The organism is Paenibacillus sp. GCM10027629 (assembly GCF_042676425.1).
Taxonomy (GTDB): Bacteria; Bacillota; Bacilli; order Paenibacillales; family Paenibacillaceae; genus Paenibacillus_K; species Paenibacillus_K terrigena.
In genome coordinates, this window is record NZ_JBHTGZ010000009.1 from 1,313,029 (window position 1) to 1,331,610 (window position 18,582).

15 protein-coding genes are annotated in these 18,582 nt (G+C 47.1%); 1 reads left to right on the forward strand and 14 read right to left on the reverse strand.

Annotated elements, in window-relative coordinates; all coding sequences use genetic code 11:
* Nucleotides 1–79: 79 nt before the first annotated feature.
* The 6 genes from ACFQZR_RS15465 to ACFQZR_RS15490 form a co-directional block, all read right to left on the reverse strand.
* Nucleotides 80–2,092: an endonuclease MutS2 gene (locus tag ACFQZR_RS15465; protein WP_379347336.1), complete on the reverse strand. Its 2,013-nt coding sequence runs from the start codon at nt 2,090–2,092 to the stop codon at nt 80–82.
* Between the two features lie 399 nt (nt 2,093–2,491).
* On the reverse strand, nt 2,492–3,235 hold the full coding sequence (gene map, locus ACFQZR_RS15470; RefSeq protein WP_379347338.1) for a type I methionyl aminopeptidase: 744 nt from the start codon (nt 3,233–3,235) through the stop codon (nt 2,492–2,494).
* Between the two features lie 54 nt (nt 3,236–3,289).
* Complete coding sequence (locus tag ACFQZR_RS15475) at nt 3,290–4,783, reverse strand: amidase family protein (RefSeq protein WP_379347340.1); 1,494 nt, start codon at nt 4,781–4,783, stop codon at nt 3,290–3,292.
* A 176-nt stretch (nt 4,784–4,959) separates the two neighbouring features.
* Nucleotides 4,960–5,946 (reverse strand): inorganic phosphate transporter, encoded by a 987-nt coding sequence (locus ACFQZR_RS15480; RefSeq protein ID WP_018758182.1) that lies wholly within the window; start codon nt 5,944–5,946, stop codon nt 4,960–4,962.
* Nucleotides 5,947–6,091: 145 nt separating this feature from the next.
* Nucleotides 6,092–8,005, reverse strand: coding sequence for a threonine--tRNA ligase (gene thrS, locus ACFQZR_RS15485; RefSeq protein ID WP_379347343.1), 1,914 nt, complete (start codon nt 8,003–8,005; stop codon nt 6,092–6,094).
* 100 nt (nt 8,006–8,105) lie between these two features.
* Nucleotides 8,106–8,312 carry a hypothetical protein gene (locus ACFQZR_RS15490; RefSeq protein ID WP_379347345.1) on the reverse strand — a complete coding sequence of 69 codons (207 nt, stop codon included), beginning with the start codon at nt 8,310–8,312 and terminating at the stop codon, nt 8,106–8,108.
* A gap of 232 nt (nt 8,313–8,544) precedes the next feature.
* Between ACFQZR_RS15490 and ACFQZR_RS15495 the strand changes: the two genes are divergently transcribed.
* Nucleotides 8,545–8,640 carry a YjcZ family sporulation protein gene (locus ACFQZR_RS15495; protein WP_379347347.1) on the forward strand — a complete coding sequence of 32 codons (96 nt, stop codon included), beginning with the start codon at nt 8,545–8,547 and terminating at the stop codon, nt 8,638–8,640.
* Nucleotides 8,641–8,716: 76 nt separating this feature from the next.
* On the opposite strand, the gene ACFQZR_RS15500 is transcribed toward ACFQZR_RS15495, so the two are convergent.
* The 8 genes from ACFQZR_RS15500 to ACFQZR_RS15535 form a co-directional block, all read right to left on the reverse strand.
* Nucleotides 8,717–9,958, reverse strand: coding sequence for an aminopeptidase (locus ACFQZR_RS15500; RefSeq protein ID WP_379347349.1), 1,242 nt, complete (start codon nt 9,956–9,958; stop codon nt 8,717–8,719).
* 64 nt (nt 9,959–10,022) lie between these two features.
* Nucleotides 10,023–11,237 carry a GNAT family N-acetyltransferase gene (locus ACFQZR_RS15505; protein WP_379347351.1) on the reverse strand — a complete coding sequence of 405 codons (1,215 nt, stop codon included), beginning with the start codon at nt 11,235–11,237 and terminating at the stop codon, nt 10,023–10,025.
* 137 nt (nt 11,238–11,374) lie between these two features.
* Complete coding sequence (locus tag ACFQZR_RS15510; protein WP_379347353.1) at nt 11,375–12,892, reverse strand: HEAT repeat domain-containing protein; 1,518 nt, start codon at nt 12,890–12,892, stop codon at nt 11,375–11,377.
* Nucleotides 12,893–13,034: 142 nt separating this feature from the next.
* A complete protein-coding gene (locus tag ACFQZR_RS15515; RefSeq protein WP_379347355.1) occupies nt 13,035–13,871 on the reverse strand; it encodes a helix-turn-helix domain-containing protein in 837 nt (278 codons plus the stop codon).
* Nucleotides 13,868–14,680: a GNAT family N-acetyltransferase gene (locus ACFQZR_RS15520; RefSeq protein ID WP_379347357.1), complete on the reverse strand. Its 813-nt coding sequence runs from the start codon at nt 14,678–14,680 to the stop codon at nt 13,868–13,870. Before ACFQZR_RS15520 ends, ACFQZR_RS15515 begins: the two co-directional genes overlap by 4 nt.
* 170 nt (nt 14,681–14,850) lie before the next feature.
* Nucleotides 14,851–16,218 carry an MATE family efflux transporter gene (locus tag ACFQZR_RS15525; protein ID WP_379347359.1) on the reverse strand — a complete coding sequence of 456 codons (1,368 nt, stop codon included), beginning with the start codon at nt 16,216–16,218 and terminating at the stop codon, nt 14,851–14,853.
* Nucleotides 16,219–16,354: 136 nt separating this feature from the next.
* The gene (locus ACFQZR_RS15530; protein ID WP_379347362.1) at nt 16,355–16,651 is read right to left on the reverse strand and encodes a DUF6509 family protein; all 297 of its coding nucleotides are present in this window, start codon (nt 16,649–16,651) and stop codon (nt 16,355–16,357) included.
* Nucleotides 16,648–18,582, reverse strand: a complete 1,935-nt coding sequence (locus tag ACFQZR_RS15535; protein WP_379347364.1) for an ATP-dependent DNA helicase — start codon at nt 18,580–18,582, stop codon at nt 16,648–16,650. Before ACFQZR_RS15535 ends, ACFQZR_RS15530 begins: the two co-directional genes overlap by 4 nt.

Below are 18,582 nucleotides of genomic sequence, written 5' to 3' on the forward strand. Positions count from 1 at the left end.
TCTTCAGCCGACTCCTTCCGCTGCTCAATATCCCAATTATATCGGCAAAACGATGGTTTGGAAACCTGTTCTACCGCACTTACTCGTCAGAGGACATCTCAATCGTTAATCCTTCCACATGCTTGCGATTCATGAGCTTACGCTTCTTACGATTGGCTTTCGAATCGAGCACGATGCTCAGATCGTAGTCTTCGCCATAGAGATCTTTGGCTTCAATATAGAGCTCGACTCGTTTCTTATTGATCTTCAGTTTCTGCTTCTGAATCATAACACCGATGACCCCTCTGGCGTCCTCGGTCTCATAGATCACGCCGGTTCGGTCGAGATAGGGTATCCGAACGCGGTCACCCAGCTGCAGCGGCCTTTGCTTGCTTGGACGTTCTTCCTTCTCCGCATGCAGGGCATTGACTTCGTTCGATTGTGGTTCACGAACAAGCGCACGTTCCTCCCCTCGATCTACTGAAGCTTTCTCCAGCTGTTTCTGCTGCTGACTCGGCATATTGTGGATCACACGATCATCAACTGACTTGAACGCTACGAATGTCTGATCGCGCGGCAATTCCGCTTTCACACCTTGCGAGGTGATTTCCTGTGAGCGTGTGATAATCTCCTCAGGGAGTCCTAGCTTCTTCGCAATCAGGAACGCATAGCTCTGTCCTGCCTCCCCGATAATAAGCCGATATGCAGGTTGCAACGTCTCTGGATCAAACGCCATTCTTGCATTCTCAAACCCGGGATTCAACGAAGCGAAATTTTTAATCTCGGTAAAATGTGTCGTCGCCACGACCGTCGAACCTCGGCGGTGAAGCTCTTCAAGAATCGCGATCGATAATCCAACCCCTTCGCCCGGATCTGTTCCTGATGCCATCTCATCGATGAGAATCAGCGTTCCTCGGCTTGCTACTTGAAGAATATCAATGACATGACGAATATGCGCTGAAAATGTGCTGAGGGCATGCTCAATACTCTGTCCATCACCAATGTCTACCATCACTTGATCGAAGACCGAGAACATGCTCTCTTCCGCTGCGGGAACTAATAAGCCTGATTGAACCATCAAGGTAAGAAGTCCAACGGTCTTCAGTGCAAGCGTCTTCCCGCCCGTGTTCGGGCCCGTTATGATAAGGGACTTATAATAACGTCCTATTGCGAAATGAAGCGGCACCATATTCCGAAGCAGGGGATGTCTAGCTTCAATCACATCCATCATACCTTCATCATTCAATCGTACATTTTTGCCGTTCATGGTCATGGCATATTTCGCTTTCGCGAACACGAAGTCATAAATCCCTACCGTATCGACATTCACTTGAATCTCATAAGTGTATTGCTCGACGAATGCCGTCAAGTCGCTTAATACTTTGGCTTCGATTCGCGCTTCCTCCGCTCTGTAGCTCGCAAGCTCATGCTGGACATGTGCAATATCCGCAGGCTCAATGAAGACCGTCTGACCGCTAGCCGATTCATCCAAGACGGTACCCTTGATTTGTTTGCGATGTTCTCTGCGGATGGGAAGCACATAACGATCATTACGCATGCTTATTATCCTCTCTTGCAAAATCGAACTGTGCTTGTTCATCAGAGCATCAAGCCGACTCTTCAAGCGCTCTTCAATCACCGCGATCCGCTTGCGTACTTTCGCAAGATCCTTACTCGCGAAATCCGTGACTCGACCATTTCGAATGCAGCGTTCAATTTCAGTTTTGAGCGTCGAGAGTTCATACATCGATGCGGCATAGGCGCTAATATGCGGTGCAATCATGGCCTTCGTTCCCATATACTTAATGAGCTGCGCGCAGCTGTGCAGAAAGGTATGGATGTGCGAGAAGTCTTGCTCTGTGAAGACGTAGCCCGTATCCATCAGATCCAGGATATGCTCGAAGCCCTCGAGCGAAGGGATCGGTACGCTCCCACCGTTCTGAAGAATCACCTTGGCCTCAGCTGTCTCATCCAGCTTCTGGCGAATCATCTTGAACTGCGTCATCGGCTCCATCGCCTCAATATGACGTCTTCCTAGATAAGAAGCGGCATGGTGCGCTAATAATTCTTTCACTTTCCCGTATTCCAGTCGTTGCAGATTTGCTTGATCCATCTTCTAATTTCCTCCTTTGAATAAAAAAAAGGCAGAGAATGACCGTCGTCATTCTCTGCCTTAAATTTTGATGTCCTACCTACATATCCGCCGTAAAAAAACCACAAAAAAATCCGCGCTGAAAACAGCACGGATTTAGGCGTCATGAATGATAGGTATACACCTAGGGCATTGTATGATATCCGCTGTTCTTAACTAATTCCGAGGTCCTTCGCTCTGCAGCACAAAATTAACATTGTCAATTTCAAAATTTCAACAACGTTCATTCGCGCGTACGAATCCTCTCTATGGAATTTGATTAGTTAAGAACGACCACCAACATCAAAGTCTCTCCCTTAAGTGCAGAATAGTGTCATTATAACGAAGTTCAAGGTGAATATCAAGAAAATGCTGGCAAATCTATAATTTCGTTAAGATTTCAGGGCCGTGTTCCGTAATCGCAACGGTATGTTCATATTGTACACAGATCGAGCCATCCATTGTTCGAGCGGTCCAACCATCCTCATCGATAAAAGCGCGCCAATCCCCAAGTGTGAACATCGGTTCGATGGCAAGAACTAGCCCCTTTTTCAACAGTGCCCCAGTGCCTCGACGACCATGGTGCGGTACAGCCGGCTCTTCCCAAAGATCTTGACCAATGCCATGACCCGTAAATTCTCTAACATTCCCGTACTTGTGCTGATCGGCAAAGGACTGTATCGCATGCCCAATATCACCCACTCGCTTTCCAATCACCGCCTGCTCGATGCCGAGCATCAAACCTGTATGACAATCCTTCATCAGCTTCGTAATTTTATCAGAGACTTGCCCTACGGCATACGTCCAACCCGAATCCCCATGAAACCCTTTGTAGAATGCGCCGAGGTCGATCGTAATGACATCTCCATCTTGCAAGGGCTCATCATCCGGAAACCCATGACAGATGACATCATTTCTTGCAGCGCATATGGAGGCTGTAAAGCCGTGATGTCCCTTAAAACTTGGTAGCGCGCCTCTTTTACGGATATGATTCTCCACCATCTGATCCAACTCTTGTGTTGTAACGCCTGGTTTAATCTTCTCCGCGAGAAATGCATGACTTTCGGCAACAATTCGTCCCGCTTCACGCATAATCGCTAATTCTTGCTCCGACTTCGTGATCATTGTTCAACACCTTTCAGAGGGAATATTGAAATGAAAATGATGCCTTGATGCCTGTTAACCATGTATGAGAGCATCTAACTGAGGTGGAACACGATGCAGCGTTGCTTGCTCGTAACCATAAGCGATCTTGAGCAGCGTCGGCTCACTGTATGCCGTTCCGATAAATGTAATTCCTTGCGGTCCTTTCGTATTATAACCGCCCTCCGCCGTTATTCCGTCAATCGCATAGCCGCCAGGTACGGTGATAACAGGATATCCTACCTTTGCCGCAAGATCGACTCCATCCTCAAAGGCTAGCAGCATTAGGGCATCCAGTTGATGTTCCTTCAGTACGCGATCGATCCCTTGGTCAGATGCCATCTCCTTGTTGAGTGCAAGACTCTCCCAATATTCAGGCTCAGACAAATCCCCAACCGTCTCCTCAGCCCATATCAGCACATCCTGGCCATACTTTAATGCAATTTCTGCATGGACATCATTGTAATGAATCACATCTTGCAAGGAACGGACGGGTACGGAATCATCTAATCGCGCCAAATAATCATTTAGGCCTTTCTTGAACTCATATCTCATAATATTAGGACCCCATGCCGTATGTTCACACGGGATATCGACGGGATCAATTATCGTAGCACCCTTACGCTTAAGGACTTCGATCGCCGCTTCGAAGATCTCTAGCCGATCAGGGTCTAGATCCCGAATATAACATCTTGGCACGCCTATTCGTGCATTCTGAAGGTAATCTGCATCTAGGAATTGCGTATAATCGGAATGTGCATGTTCTTCACTCGAAGCCGTTGCAGGATCTCTCAAATCTACCCCAGTCATCGCACCCAATAAAATCGCTGTATCCCGAACGGTTCTTGTCATAGGACCCGCTGAATCCTGGGAATGCGCAATCGGGATAATTCCTGTTCTGCTCACAAGTCCAATCGTCGGTTTGATACCAACGATGCTATTCTGGCTCGCAGGACAGATGATCGAGCCCGACGTCTCCGTACCAATCGCAGCTGCGGCCAGATTGGCCGCGATCGATGCACCCGATCCGGCGCTAGATCCGCCCACGAAGACTTCACCGGGTCCATAAGGATTCAATACGAGACCTCCTCTGGAGCTATATCCTGACCACATTGTGCTCGACATGAAATTCGCCCACTCAGTCATATTCGCTTTCCCGAGCAGAATCGCCCCTGCTGCTCTGAGCTTAGCTGCTACGAATGAATCCTCTGCAGCATACGAATTTGCAAGTGCGATCGAACCAGCACTCGTATGCATGTTATCATGGGTGTCGATATTATCTTTTAACAGAATGGGAATCCCGTGTAAGGGCCCCCTGCTGCCATGAAGCTGACGTTCATCATCCAATGCCTCTGCAATGGCAAGTGCATCTGGATTTATTTCCAGAATGGAATTCAATTTCTCGTCATACTTATCAATTCGATCCAGATAGAACTTTACAAGCTCCACAGCACGGAGTTTCCCTGATTCCATTGCTGCCTGCATTCGTTCAATATCAGCTTCGATTAACCAATCCATATTTGTGGTCATACATTGACCCCCCTTTTCTATTCCTCGCTACGTTTTCATAGAACACCCCTATATTACCATTATGTGGAATTGTATGTATAGACGAGGCTCAAACTTGAATGAAGCACAAAAAAACCCATCCATCTATCCGTCAACCATGGATATCTGAAATGGGTTTATTTGCATCTGAACGATCCTTAGAATAACACCTTCACAATAATACCCGCTAGAACTGCCGTTATCGGGATCGTTATAATCCAAGTCATCGCAATTCGTCCCGCGAGTGACCATTTCACCGATGAGAATCGCTTGGCGGACCCCACCCCCAGAATGGATGAAGTAATGACATGTGTAGTACTCACGGGCAAGTGCAGTAACGTACTGGTTAGAATCACGCTTGCTGCCGAAATATCTGCTGCGAACCCATTGATTGGTTCAATTCGGAAGATTTTCGTCCCCATCGTCTTAATAATCTTCCATCCGCCAACGGATGAACCCAGTGCCATCGAAGTTGCGGCTGTAATCTTAACCCAGAGCGGAACATCTAACGTATCTTGAACCCCTCCGGCTACAAGCGCAAAGGTGATAATCCCCATGGCCTTCTGTGCATCATTGGTTCCATGCGCGAAGGATTGCATCGCTGCCGTGAAAATCTGCGTAATCCGGAATCCGCGATTCACGGCATGCGGGCTTCGGCTCGCGAAAATCCATTTTAACAACGTCATGACGACATAACCAATGGCAAAACCGATAATCGGTGACAAGATAAGCCCTTTAACAATGCCAATAAATCCGCTCCAATTCACGTGATCGGAACCTGCTCCCATGAACACAGCACCAGCCAAGGAACCAATGAGCGCATGCGATGAGGATGATGGAATGCCGAACCACCAAGTTACTAAATTCCAGGTGATCGCCGCGATTAACGTCGCTATTACAATCTGAACGCCGTTATCGAGCGTTGCAGGGTCCGCCACACTGCCGCCAATCGTCTTCGCGACACCCGAGAACATGAGTGCCCCGATGAAGTTCATGACAGCAGCGAGCAGAATGGCAGCTCTGGGTGTTAATGCTCTTGTCGAGATCGATGTAGCAATCGCATTCGCCGTATCATGGAACCCATTTATAAAATCAAAAGCAACGGCAAGAATGATAACAATACCTAATATCCATAAACTATCCATGTTGTTCCCCTCCAATGATGAAACCGATCCAATGAATCCCAGTTTGTGTTAATTTTGCTCGAATCGGACTTGAATATACACGCCAAAAAGATCGCCTCACCGCAAACCAATAAATGTAAGGTTTGTGGTAAAGCGATCCTATGACCTACCGCCGTGCTCGAATCTCTTCCTGCAGCTTGATGATCATCTCATCGATTTGCTTAACACCCAAGTCTCCTTCATCTCTTTTCCGAACGGATAAGGAATTCGCAAGCCTTTCTTGGGCGCCAAGGATGAACATATACGGCGTTTTCTCCAGCTGGGCCTCACGAATCTTATACCCAAGCTTCTCTTCCCGACTATCAACTTCAACGCGAATCTGTGCGGCTTCCAGCGCTTCCTTCACCTGCATGGCGTAATCCATCTCATTCGCTGAGACAGGCAGCAGCTTCACCTGCACGGGTGCCAACCATAACGGGAAGGCTCCGGCGAAATGTTCGGTAATAATGCCGATAAATCGATCAATCGAGCCATATGCTGCTCGGTGAATGACAACCGGACGATGTTTCTGATTATCTTCACCAATGTAAGAAAGGTCGAATTTATCAGGCATCTGGAAGTCCAGTTGGATCGTTCCGCATTGCCAGCTGCGCTTCAGCGCATCAAGAATATGGAAGTCAATCTTCGGACCATAGAACGCACCATCACCCTCGTTGATCCCATATTCGATGCCTCGATCATCTAACACACGTTGGAGCGACTTCTCCGCCATGTCCCACAGTTCTTCCGAACCCATCGAATCCTCAGGCCGAGTAGATAACTCGATCTTATACGAGAACCCGAATACTTGATAGATGAGATCAATCAACGAGATGATCCGACCGATTTCTTCCTCAATCTGATCAGGGCGTACGAACATATGCGCATCATCTTGACAGAAGGAGCGTACCCGCATCATCCCATTTAATGCACCAGAGAACTCGTGCCGATGCACTTGACCAAATTCTGAAATCCGAAGCGGTAGATCACGATAAGAACGCAACTTGTTCTTGAACACGAGCATATGCCCTGGACAATTCATCGGCTTAAGCGCATATTTCGTCAGATCGACCTCTGTAAAATACATGTTCTCTTGATAATGATTCCAGTGCCCAGACTGCTCCCATAGACGTTGATTCATCATAAGCGGCGTGCGCACCTCTTGATATCCACGCGGTACCTGAAGCTCGCGAGCAAAGTGTTCCAGTTCGTTGCGGATTGTCATTCCCTTCGGTAGATAGAACGGCATGCCGGGTGCCTCTTCGGAGAACATGAATAACTCAAGTTCTTTTCCTAATTTGCGATGATCCCGCTTCTTCGCTTCCTCCAACATATGCAAATGCTCATCGAGATCCGCTTTCTTCGGAAATGCCGTTCCATAGATCCGCTGCAGCATTTTATTGTTCGAATCACCGCGCCAGTACGCACCCGCGACGTGCATCAGCTTAAATGCCTTAATTCGTCCAGTCGATGGCAAGTGTGGTCCACGGCAGAGATCTGAGAACTCTCCTTGGTCATAGATGGATATGACAACATCCGCTGGTAGTCCTGCAATGAGTTCTAGCTTCAGTGGCTCATGAAGCGCTTCGTACATTCGAACGGCCTCTTCACGCTGAACCTCGCGTCTGACAATCGGAAGATTCTCTTGCACGATTTTACCCATTTCCTTCTCAATGGCCTCTAAATCACGCGTTGACAGTGGGTGTTCGATATCAATGTCATAATAGAATCCATCTTCGACGACAGGTCCAATCCCGAGTTGAACGGCATCTTGGCCGAAAATCCGCTTGATCGCCTGAGCCATCACATGAGCTGTACTATGCCGATAAATGTCAAGTCCTGCCTTACTATCCAGTGTAACAATTTCAAGACGGCAATCTTCCACTAGCGAATGACTCAGATCATAGGGATTCCCATGGATTAACCCAGCAATCGCCTGCTTCTTAAGGCCTTGGCTTATGGATTCAGCCACTTGCGCAATGGTCGTGCCTTGTGCATACCTCCTTACTGTTTCATCTGGCAAAGTTACTTGAATCTCCATGTGAATTCCTCCATTTCTTCGTTATCGCAATCTATCATTGAACGCAAAAAAACGCATCTCTCCCGGCAAGGGACGAGTGCGTTCAGCTCGTGGTTCCACCCTAATTCAATCCCCTTCCAGCCATGCTAGACTCTTGGTCCATGGTGGCAGAAGGAAAATCCTTATTGGTATCCATTATCGTGGATAAGCCGGTGACGCTTACCGCCGCAATATCATGCAGGTTCAACGTCACAGCTACAAAGGGGTAATCTACAATCGTTAACTGAGGAAGCTCACACCACACACTTCCCTCTCTGACAGCCCGCATTGAAGATCATGTCTTTGATCATCGCCGAAATATTAACTTGGATTAATCATACCTAACATCATAAGCAAAAGTCAATAACTTGTTATATGAAAGTATTATTTACACAATTGACCCGTATCCTCTCATCTTATGCGTTAACCCTATATATGTGCGGTAATTTGCCCAATCATTCCTTGTCCTTTTATCATACAATACCATGTAGTACAAAGTCTTCTTGGAGAGGGGGAGGAACATGGGAGAAGTAGGTGGATTAGGCTTGTTTACTAGCACTGGAACAATCCTCGTATTGTTCATTCTGCTCGTAATTGTTACCCGCGCGTGCATATAAGAATGTCTGGATAGCCCTCTTCACGCAAGAAGACCATGCAGCGCCGAATGAGGCTCTCATGGTCTTCTTGTCATGTTTATGCTGTTGCGATCACCCAGTTGCCTTGCCGGAAAAGAGGTTCCGTGGTCCCATTAGCAAGTTCGCCATCGATATCGAGTGATGTGGATCCGATCATGAAGTCAACATGTGTCATACTCATGTTCGCACCGCGTGCTTCGAGTTCCTCTTTGGACAATTGTGTCCCTTCCTGAACATTAAATGGATATGCACTACCAATGGCCAAGTGACATGATGCATTCTCATCAAGGCCTGTATCGTAGAAAACGCGATTCAAGTTCGAAATTGGCGAGTCCTGCGGAACAAGTGCGACTTCTCCCAAGTATTTAGCACCTTCATCGCTCTCAAGCAATTCTTTCAAAGATTCATAGCCGACTTTGGCTGTATAATCAACCACTTGACCATCTTTGAAGGTTAATGTAAATCCGTCAATAAGTCCTCCGTTATAATTGAGCGGCATCGTGCTGGATACATAGCCGTTCGTACCTGATCTGTGCGGCATCGTGAATACTTCTTCCGTCGGCATATTCGCGACAAAATAGACACCATCCTGATTCCATCCACCGCCTCCAACCCATACATGATCCTGTACGAGCTCTACCGTTAACGCCGTCCCCGGACCTTTGTAATGGAGTTTCTTATAACGTTTCTCGTTCAATAACCCCGATAAATTCTGAAGGGATTGAATATGATTCTGCCAGGAAACAACGGGATCATCGTGATCAATCCGATTGATCTTAAAGAGTATATCCCATAACGCCTGCACACGATCTGATTCCGGAAAATCAGCGAACACTTTGTCAGCCCATGCCCGCGTTGGAACATTGGCCAGGCACCAGCTTATTTTGTTCGTACGAATATAGCTGCGGAATTTCTGTCTTGCCATCGATGCTGCCTTGGCAGCCGTTGAGATTTTACCGGAATCGATCCCATTCAGCAGGTCAGGATCGTCTGCCAACAAGCTAAGCAGCGCACCTCCTGATTCACATAACTGCTCCATCGTCGAAGCAGTCCACTGCGGGTAGTATGTAAACGAATCGTCTGGCGCAGACTCGAACCGAATTCTGGATATCGTCTCATCGACCCAAACGACTTGTACGAACTTCGCCCCAGCCTCATAAGCTTTACGGACGACAATGCGTGTAAATTCAGGGGTCTCAATAGGAGATTCTAAGCACAACACTTGAGCTGGTTGTAAGTTTACGCCGACTTTAATCAGTAGGTCTGCGTATTTGTATAATTGCTGCTCAAATCGATCCAATGGTACCTTCCCCCTCAACATCATTCTCATCACGCATTATATCAATGCATTAAGAATTCTGTCATTAAAAATAATCAGCGAACCAAGGCTGCGCATCAGGGATAATCTGTTCCAATTGGTCAATCCATTGTAGTGACGCATGAATTCTGTCGATACTATGAAGATACGCGGGACTCCGATAACTGAACATCATCGTTGTGAACGTCTGAATATCCATCTCCACATCTGCATTGCGATTCTCAACCTGTTGAATTGAAATTACTCGCCCCGCCTCAATACGTACGAAGAAGGTTCCTTGATTCCAATCTGCCATCGGATCTTGTATCCGGAGGACGAGCTCACAATGAGCCGTTTGATGAAACGCGTACTTTATAAGGAATTGTTCAACATCCACGATTCGCGCCATATAATTCGGGCTGATCCACTGCTCGATCTCTCCATCATGAAAGTAAAAAGCAAGCTGCTCATTGGTATAGATTGTGCCTTTCACATGATAAACCATGGAAAAATGCGCATGGATGAAATTCCATAATCCTTGATGCGCCTCGTTGTCAAGATAGACCATCTCTCGTACATGGAACATTTCTTCTTCCACTTTGTAACAGAGGTATCCCGAGGGCAGCTTGTCCTCGTTATAATAAATCGCTAGCGATAGTTCATGTCGTTCCCAACGGAAGCGTTCATCCCAAGCGAGATGCCCGCGGATCATCGCGGCATGGGTTCGTGCGGAGAATAACTCATAGATGCGCTCTTTGTCAGGATGATCCCAATCCACTCGTGCTGTTCGTCCTGGAACGTCAAATAGCTTCGGAAGCTGCGTGTCTCGTATTTTATATTTGATGCGATCGGAAATAATCTCCCACCCTTGTTTCCGGTAGAACGGAATAGAGTAAGGATAGAGATAGGAGACGCACTGTCCCATCTCCTTCATCCGACGCAGCGCTTCTCTCATCAGCGTATGGATTAATCCGTGACCTGCATATTCTGGATATGTCCCTACCCCTGTAATGCCTCCCATCGCGTAGATCACCCCGTGTATATTCACGTGAAATGGATAGATCATTAATTGGGAGACCAGCTTATCTTGATCGAACCATCCGATGACCTCGCATAAGCTTAACAACGGTCTCTTCTGTTCCTTCAAGAACTCGCTTCCGATTTCTTGGATATCATGATTCGTGATCTGAAACACATAATTTAACAAGTCATAGAATTGCTCCATCTCTGATACATCCACTTGACGCATCACCAATTGATCTTGTAAGTCGGATTTCTTCATGGCTAGCCCCTTTAACCATAGCATGGATACATTTATTTCCTACCTAGTGTGTCTCAGGGCATCACTTTTATGCTCATTGCCCACCAAATTGAACAAGAAAAAAGCCGGGCGAATGAATCGCTCCGGCATCCTGTTGTTTATGGATAGAATGTGCTCGCAGGTGTCGTGGAGGGGCACCAGCGTGCAATTTTGAGGAAATGGATCAGCGCACGTTCAGCCTTCTCCGTTCCTATATAGTATAACGCTTCTGCAGCATGCGCTCGGACATACCGATTCTCATCATCCAGCGCCTCGATAAGTGATGGCACGGCCTCCTCAGCCGATTTTCCCAATTTTGCAAGAGAAAGACCTGTCATAAAGCGCACTTGCGTATCAGAATCTTTGAGGCAACGCGCTAGAGCTTGAACAATAATGTCATGCGGCTGTCCAATATTCCCTAATGCTTCAACCACACTAATGCGAACATTCGCGGACGGATGACGAAGCTGTCCGATCAAGAGTGGCACGCTGTCCGATGCAAGCTCCCGCAGTTCACCTAGAGCAAATATCGCACGAGTCACGGTCTCCTCACGATCACTGTCTAAAGCTTCGGTTAATCCTTCAACTGCACCCGCTCCAGCGACGGAAAGACCATAGGCAGCGGACAAAGATACGATACGATCCTCATGACGCAACCCTTCGAGCAGCGCTTGGATGCCATGATCACCATACCGTGCCAATGCATAACCTGCATTCAATGCAACGGGTTCGTAAACATCTTCCAACGCCTTTGCCAAAGCTGTCACCACTTCATCTGCCGAGCTATTGCTCCGTAAAAGCCCGAGCTGATCTGCTGCTGTAACCCGCTCCTCGTTCGAGCCGCTGTTCAATTGTTCGAGCAGGCTGGACACTTCGCCTACCTGAGATGCAGCTGCCGATGCACTGCTTCCAACTTCACCACGCATCCAGTTCCAAGTCTCCTGCCAAATGCACTCATGCGGGTGAATCGGTGCCGAGAAAGCTGCTGGTGTAACCCATTCAGGTTGTTGATGATCCCAGCTTGGTACAGTTGGAATCTGCGTACGCATAAATTCGAACTTCAGCATATAACGCTCTTTACCTAAGATGTTCGCCGTAGACCGATGCCAGATATCATAAGCAATCAGCGCAAAGGTACCTGCGCCTCCACTTGCCTTTGCCTCAGATTCGCTCTCATCTTGCTCGAACACTCTCGTAGCGTAGTTCTGAGTTCCCGGCATGATGCCTGTAGGTCCCAGCTCTACTGGTGTATCTTGCGGGAAGTACATGATCATCGCCCACCATGGGTGGTGATTGCGAATACGTCCATAGCCGAAGTAACTGTCTTTGTGCCATCCGCCAGGTTGCGGCGAATTATTGAAATGACCGTGATGATGTGCATGAAGCATATAATCCGGTCCTAGTACACTCGTGAGGGCTCCCGTAATGATCGGGTGATCGATCACTTTCTGTAACTCGCGAACACGGGGCAGCAGGTTATTACCGGGGTTTCCTTCATGGTTATACACGTAATTCAATTGCTCAAGCAACTGTTGGTGGAACTCGGACGAGAAATCCGTCTGAAGCAGTAAATACCCTTCTGTAATAAACTGTCTCATCTGTTCATCGGTTAATAAACGCGGTTCGTTCGTGCTCATGTGTAGACCTCCTCATTTCTCCTGGTCAGGATTGGAACTCTTCGAAAAATCTACCCTTATTCTAAACATGAACGACATCGGATAACATAGCTAATGTTCACATGAATTTGAACAATATTAACCTATTTTTCGTCAAATCAATTCAAAACATTTTACGATAACCCGAGGGAGGAAGACCGGTATGTTTCTTGAATACCCGTGAGAAGAAGCATAGCTCCATACCTAGGGCCTGGGAGATTTCGGAGACCGAATCATCGGTTGCCGTTAGCATATATTTCGCCTTCTCCATCTTCATCTGGTGAACATACTGAATAGGCGTAACCCCCATCATTTCGTTGAAATAGCGGATAAAATAATTCGGGTGGAAATGCACCACTTCTGCCATCTCCTGCACGGTTATGTTCTGATCCAGATGCTGATCGATATACTTCAGGACGGTTTGGATTTTGTGCATCCGATGATTCGCATCATAATGCAATTGATGTTCATATTGACCTTGTAAGGACCCCTCGAGGAAGACGCTTACAATCTCCAGTAGGACAGAACGCTGCATAATAATCGCCGTGAAATCCTTACTCTCTTGATAATGAATTAACCGTTGGAACAGCTGTATAAGATGCTCGTGATTCGACACATCGATAAAATGCGGCAGCTTGAGCAGCTTGAATAAGTCCATATCTCCGATTTGGGCGGTAAAATGACACCAATATTTACTGAATGTATTCTCGTTCACGACGCTATACGATTGCCGAACCCCTGCGGGCATTACGAATAATTGACCGGGCTTCGGTCGGTACGTAATTCCGTCTATCGTCAGCTGACCTTCCCCTTCGAGTATATAATAGAAGCGGTTAAAGTCAGGTACGTAGTTGATAGATCGCCATCCGTGATCTACCTTCGTATGCGCTGCGACGGACAGATGAACTTGCACATTCGCAATCACATTGCGAAGCCGCGACAATTGTTTGGTTGATTTCACGATCCTCGCTCCCATGTCGCTCGAACATAACCGATCCGCATCCCCGCTCGCTCCATGTTCCTATGGCTGTTGGATAGAAAGGAACATTGACTTACGACCAGTCTGCATTGCATACGATACGCTTCTTCGATTCGATATTGAATTAACATTTGTTGAAGTCCGCGATTCCGGAATTCAGGGAGCGTAGCCCCGAACGTCAAGGACGCGATACCATCCTGCATATACATTACGCCAACCGCAGCCGGAACATCATCAACCGTTGCAAGATAGAAATTCCACCCTTTTCGATCATGCAGGATTCGGTTGTTCGTTGAGACATACGGAATCCCTTGAGTGCCGAGACCCGTCGCGAGACAATGAATCGATGCATACACATCGAATTCATCACTTTGCAGTTCACGAATAACTATCGAATTCTGCCGATCTACTTGATATTGCATAGGTTCGATGTAAAGTGAGGTATGGAAGCCCGATTGATAGAACCCCCGCTGTGCGAGATTAGCCATGAAATTCACATCCACTTGAGATGGGACAAGTTCAATTCGAGGCTGCCGATCTCTTTCTCGATAGAATGCCAGGATTGGCTCGAGGAGGTCAAGATCTTCATTTCTCAATCCTTTTACGGTATTGAACATAGGCCAAGGCATGGTCTTGCTATAGAAACATGTCGCACGACCCAGACGTACGATTTCGACACCCTCCGGATTGTCATCTCGAAGCTGAATCGATCGCATCCGGTCCACCATGTAATCAATCTCCGATTGTTCAATATCTTGAATCAAGGATTCAGTTGCGATATAGCGACTCATTTACGCACCTCATGCTCTTCCACATCTCGCCTCACGCTATTGCTACCGTTGCAGATCAACAGGTGACAATGCGTCTTTACTAAATTCCAGCTCGTCAATGGATTCATCTCCCCTATGCCATTATCATTCCTAAGAAGGCAGCAGTCATGATGACTCCTGCCTAGATCAACCTATTGTTCAATTCGAACATTTTTGACTCGCACGCTGCGTTCAATGACACCAAGTCGCCAGAATAATGCAATCGCCCCGACAGCAAGACCCGTGATCAGGCCAACCCAGTATCCATAAGCCTCAAGTGTTGTCAGCTTCGCAAGCGCCATTCCGACGGGAAGGCCAATTACCCAATAGGATACTAGAGCAATCATAAATACACTATTCACATCCTTGTATCCCCGCAGCGCCCCCTGAATCGGTGCTGCAATCGCATCCGATAGTTGGAAGAACAGAGCATAGACTAAGAAGGACTCCGTCATTGCAATCACGACCGGATCATGGGAATATAGCCCTGCAATTTTTACTCGGAAGATGACTAGGAACACGGCACATATCACAGCAAGCGATACGGCAGAGACCATTCCAATTCTTGCATATTGCTTGGCATCCTTGTACCGCTTCGCACCAACTTCATATCCGACAAGGATGGTTAGTGACATCGCAATGCTCAGCGGGAGCATATACAAGAGTGAAGCGAAATTAAGTGCGGATTGATGGGAAGCAATCGTAACCGTATCATAACCGCTCATAAGCAGCGTCACCATCGAGAATACGCCCACTTCTAGAAAAATCGATAATCCAATCGGCACGCCAATGCGAAGGATTTCTAGCCACTCTGCGAATCGAACGCGTTCCCACCGTGAGAATAAAGCCAGCTCTCGCATGGTAGCATTCCGTTTCACAAAGAATAGAGCAACGATCAAGAGGACAATATAAGTGATTGCGGTTGCTACGCCGGATCCAACACCCCCTAGACGAGGAAAACCGAAATTACCGAAGATGAACAAGTAATTTAGCAGCACGTTCACCGGGAATGACAACAACGTAATAAACATGGTCACTCGAGTCATGCCGAGGCCATCGATGGTTGCACGGATAACGGTGTACACGAATAATGGGACAACACCAATCCCAATCGCCTTGAGAAATGATTTCGCGACGCGATCCACTTCGGATTCCAAGTGCATCATGTTAATCAACGGGTCCACAGCAAAAATACCTAAGATGATTACAGCAACCCCGAAAACAACCGATAAATACGCAGCTTGTGTCACACTTGAGGCGATTCTAGATCGATTCCCTGCGCCCATATTCTGAGCAACAATGGGTGTTACCGCAAGGAATATCCCCGTCAAACCCGTATATACAGGCACCCAATAACTTACGGCAACGGCCACCCCAGCCAAATTTTCCTTATTGAAATTACCTGACATGACCGTATCGAAGAAGCTCATACATTGCAGGGCAACCTGTGTCACTAGGATTGGAAGCAGAATCATAACGACCTGCTTTAATTTCTGATTCATTGTAAATGTCTGTATCATGATGTGCTGATCAACCTTTCTCTCTTTCTCCTTACCCAGTGTAATAGCTATATATCTAAAAAGAAACTAGTAATTAGAAAAAGCCTGAACCACGCAGGATTGCGGGCCCAGACTTTATCGTATTCATATCCTCTTCTTACTCTGACGATTCTCCATAATGCGCCTGACAGAAAGCATCGACCGCTGCGACCTCATCCTCTTCAAGGTCCATATCTAAATACTGTCCGGTCGTCTTCTCATAAAGCTCATATTTCACGATGCCTGTCCGGTTCTCTTCGACAACATAGATCACGCGAATGTAAAGACCGTTCTCAGACCACAGCTCGTCATCTTCAGGAACCTCAATATCAAGCTTAAATTCATAGCGTGTTCCTGACAATATCCCAAAGGGATCCTTAATCAATTCCACTTCAAATGCTGTAATGTTAATCATACTTGTATCCCCTCTAATGGCTGTGGTAATAATACTTCGATTCTCGATCGGATCGATGCTTGGTGCAGCTCTTTACCAAATATCGTCACGATCCCTCGATCATCCCTCGAGCGAATCAATCGTCCGATCCCCTGTCTCAGACGGAGCAGCATATAAGGCATATCCACTTCTTCCATCGGATCCGCTGCATCCTTTCTTCTCGCTGTAAATACAGGGTCATTCGGTGGGAATGGCAAGGACCAGATGATGACATGTGATAACGAGGGACCCGGGATATCCAATCCTTCCCAGAGCGTAACCGCGCAGAGTACACTCTGTTCATCACGTTGGAAGTCTGCAATCACATGACTAATCTCCGCAGATCCTTCATATAAGAATCGGTAACCGAGAAGCCCTGGTGTCTGCGTCTGCCTGTGTCTGAACGCCAGCAATTCCTCTTGCGATGGGAATAAGATCAATGCCCTTCCTTCCGATTGTTCAAGAAGTCGGCGGATTTGATCCATTTTATCCGCAGCAGGATCATCCAGTATCAGTTGACTTCGCATTTGATCTTCATAATCATAAGGCGAAGGCACGGAGAATGATAAAAACTCATGAATTCCAAGACTGTTCGCCATATAATCGAAGGATCCATCAACTGATAATGTTGCTGAGGAGAAAATAACAGGCATCTTCTTCGCAAATACACGCTCACTCAAAATTTCCTTCACGGTCTTCGGCATAATAATGAGCGTGATCCCGTCTTCATCCTTCGTGACCCAAGTAATCAGTTGGTTCGGTTGTTCGAATAGGGCAAGTGCAATTTGGATCATCTCCAGATGCTCTTCAACAATCTTTAGCTGATAATCATCGAGGGAGAACATGCCGCTCTCGAACACCAACTCTTCTTCAATGACGGCTATGCGATCACGGAATCGTTTCACTTCCTGCATCAACGTATCTGTTAGCATGATTTCTCGCCGGTCCGAAGCTGGAACTTGACGACTATTACGATCGATCATGTCGAATAATAACTCGCTCTGCATAATCGCTTCTTCTACCGCTACCGCTAGAGATTCTCTGACTTCGCCCTCCAGCAGTCTTACGACAAGACTTTCAAATAAATTATGTTTTAACTTGTACGTGAGCGCATTCTGCGCAGCCGTCTCCAAGAGATGTCCCTCATCAAAAACAACGGAACTATGCTCCGGAAGGAGCGGTAGTTGCCCTTCACGCTTCCTTGCTTCATATGTCCATACATGTTCCATATAGAAATCATGGGAGCAAATAATGAGATCCGTCGATTTTCGATAATGATCTCTAGACAATGTCTGTCCGCATCGATGACGCTGATGGCAGACGAGACAGTCTTGGAACACATCCCAGCCAATTCTCCCCCATTGCTCATCCGATAGATGCGGAAATTCCTTCCGGTTGCCGTATGGGTGGAACGCTTGCATCGTGTCCGGGAAATGAACAAAATCCGGCAGATCTTGATAAATCGTTTGGTAGCTCTCTGCATCCTCAAATCCTGACTTGGCTTCATCGAGTTTGTTCAGACAAATATATTGTGTCGGGGATTTACTCAATCTCGCATCGATCGTGAGGTCCAAATAGCGAGCAAGCTTGGCGATATCTCCTTCCGGCTTGACCAATTGTTCGATTAAGGACTCATCAGCACATGCAATAACTGCAGGTTTCCGCGTATATCTCGCGTAACTGATCGCATAGAGCAGGTAGACGAGCGTCTTGCCGGTTCCAACACCCGCTTCAGCGAAAATCGTCTGCTTCTCACTATAGGCCCGTTCCAGCTGAAACGCCATATAGATCTGTTCGTCCCGGATTTCAAAGCCGGCTTCCGGTAAAATCTCATAGAATACATCCGCGATCCAATCACCAGCTTGTTTCATGAAAGACTCTCCGGGGTTAAATGCAAATGGGTACGTAGTCAA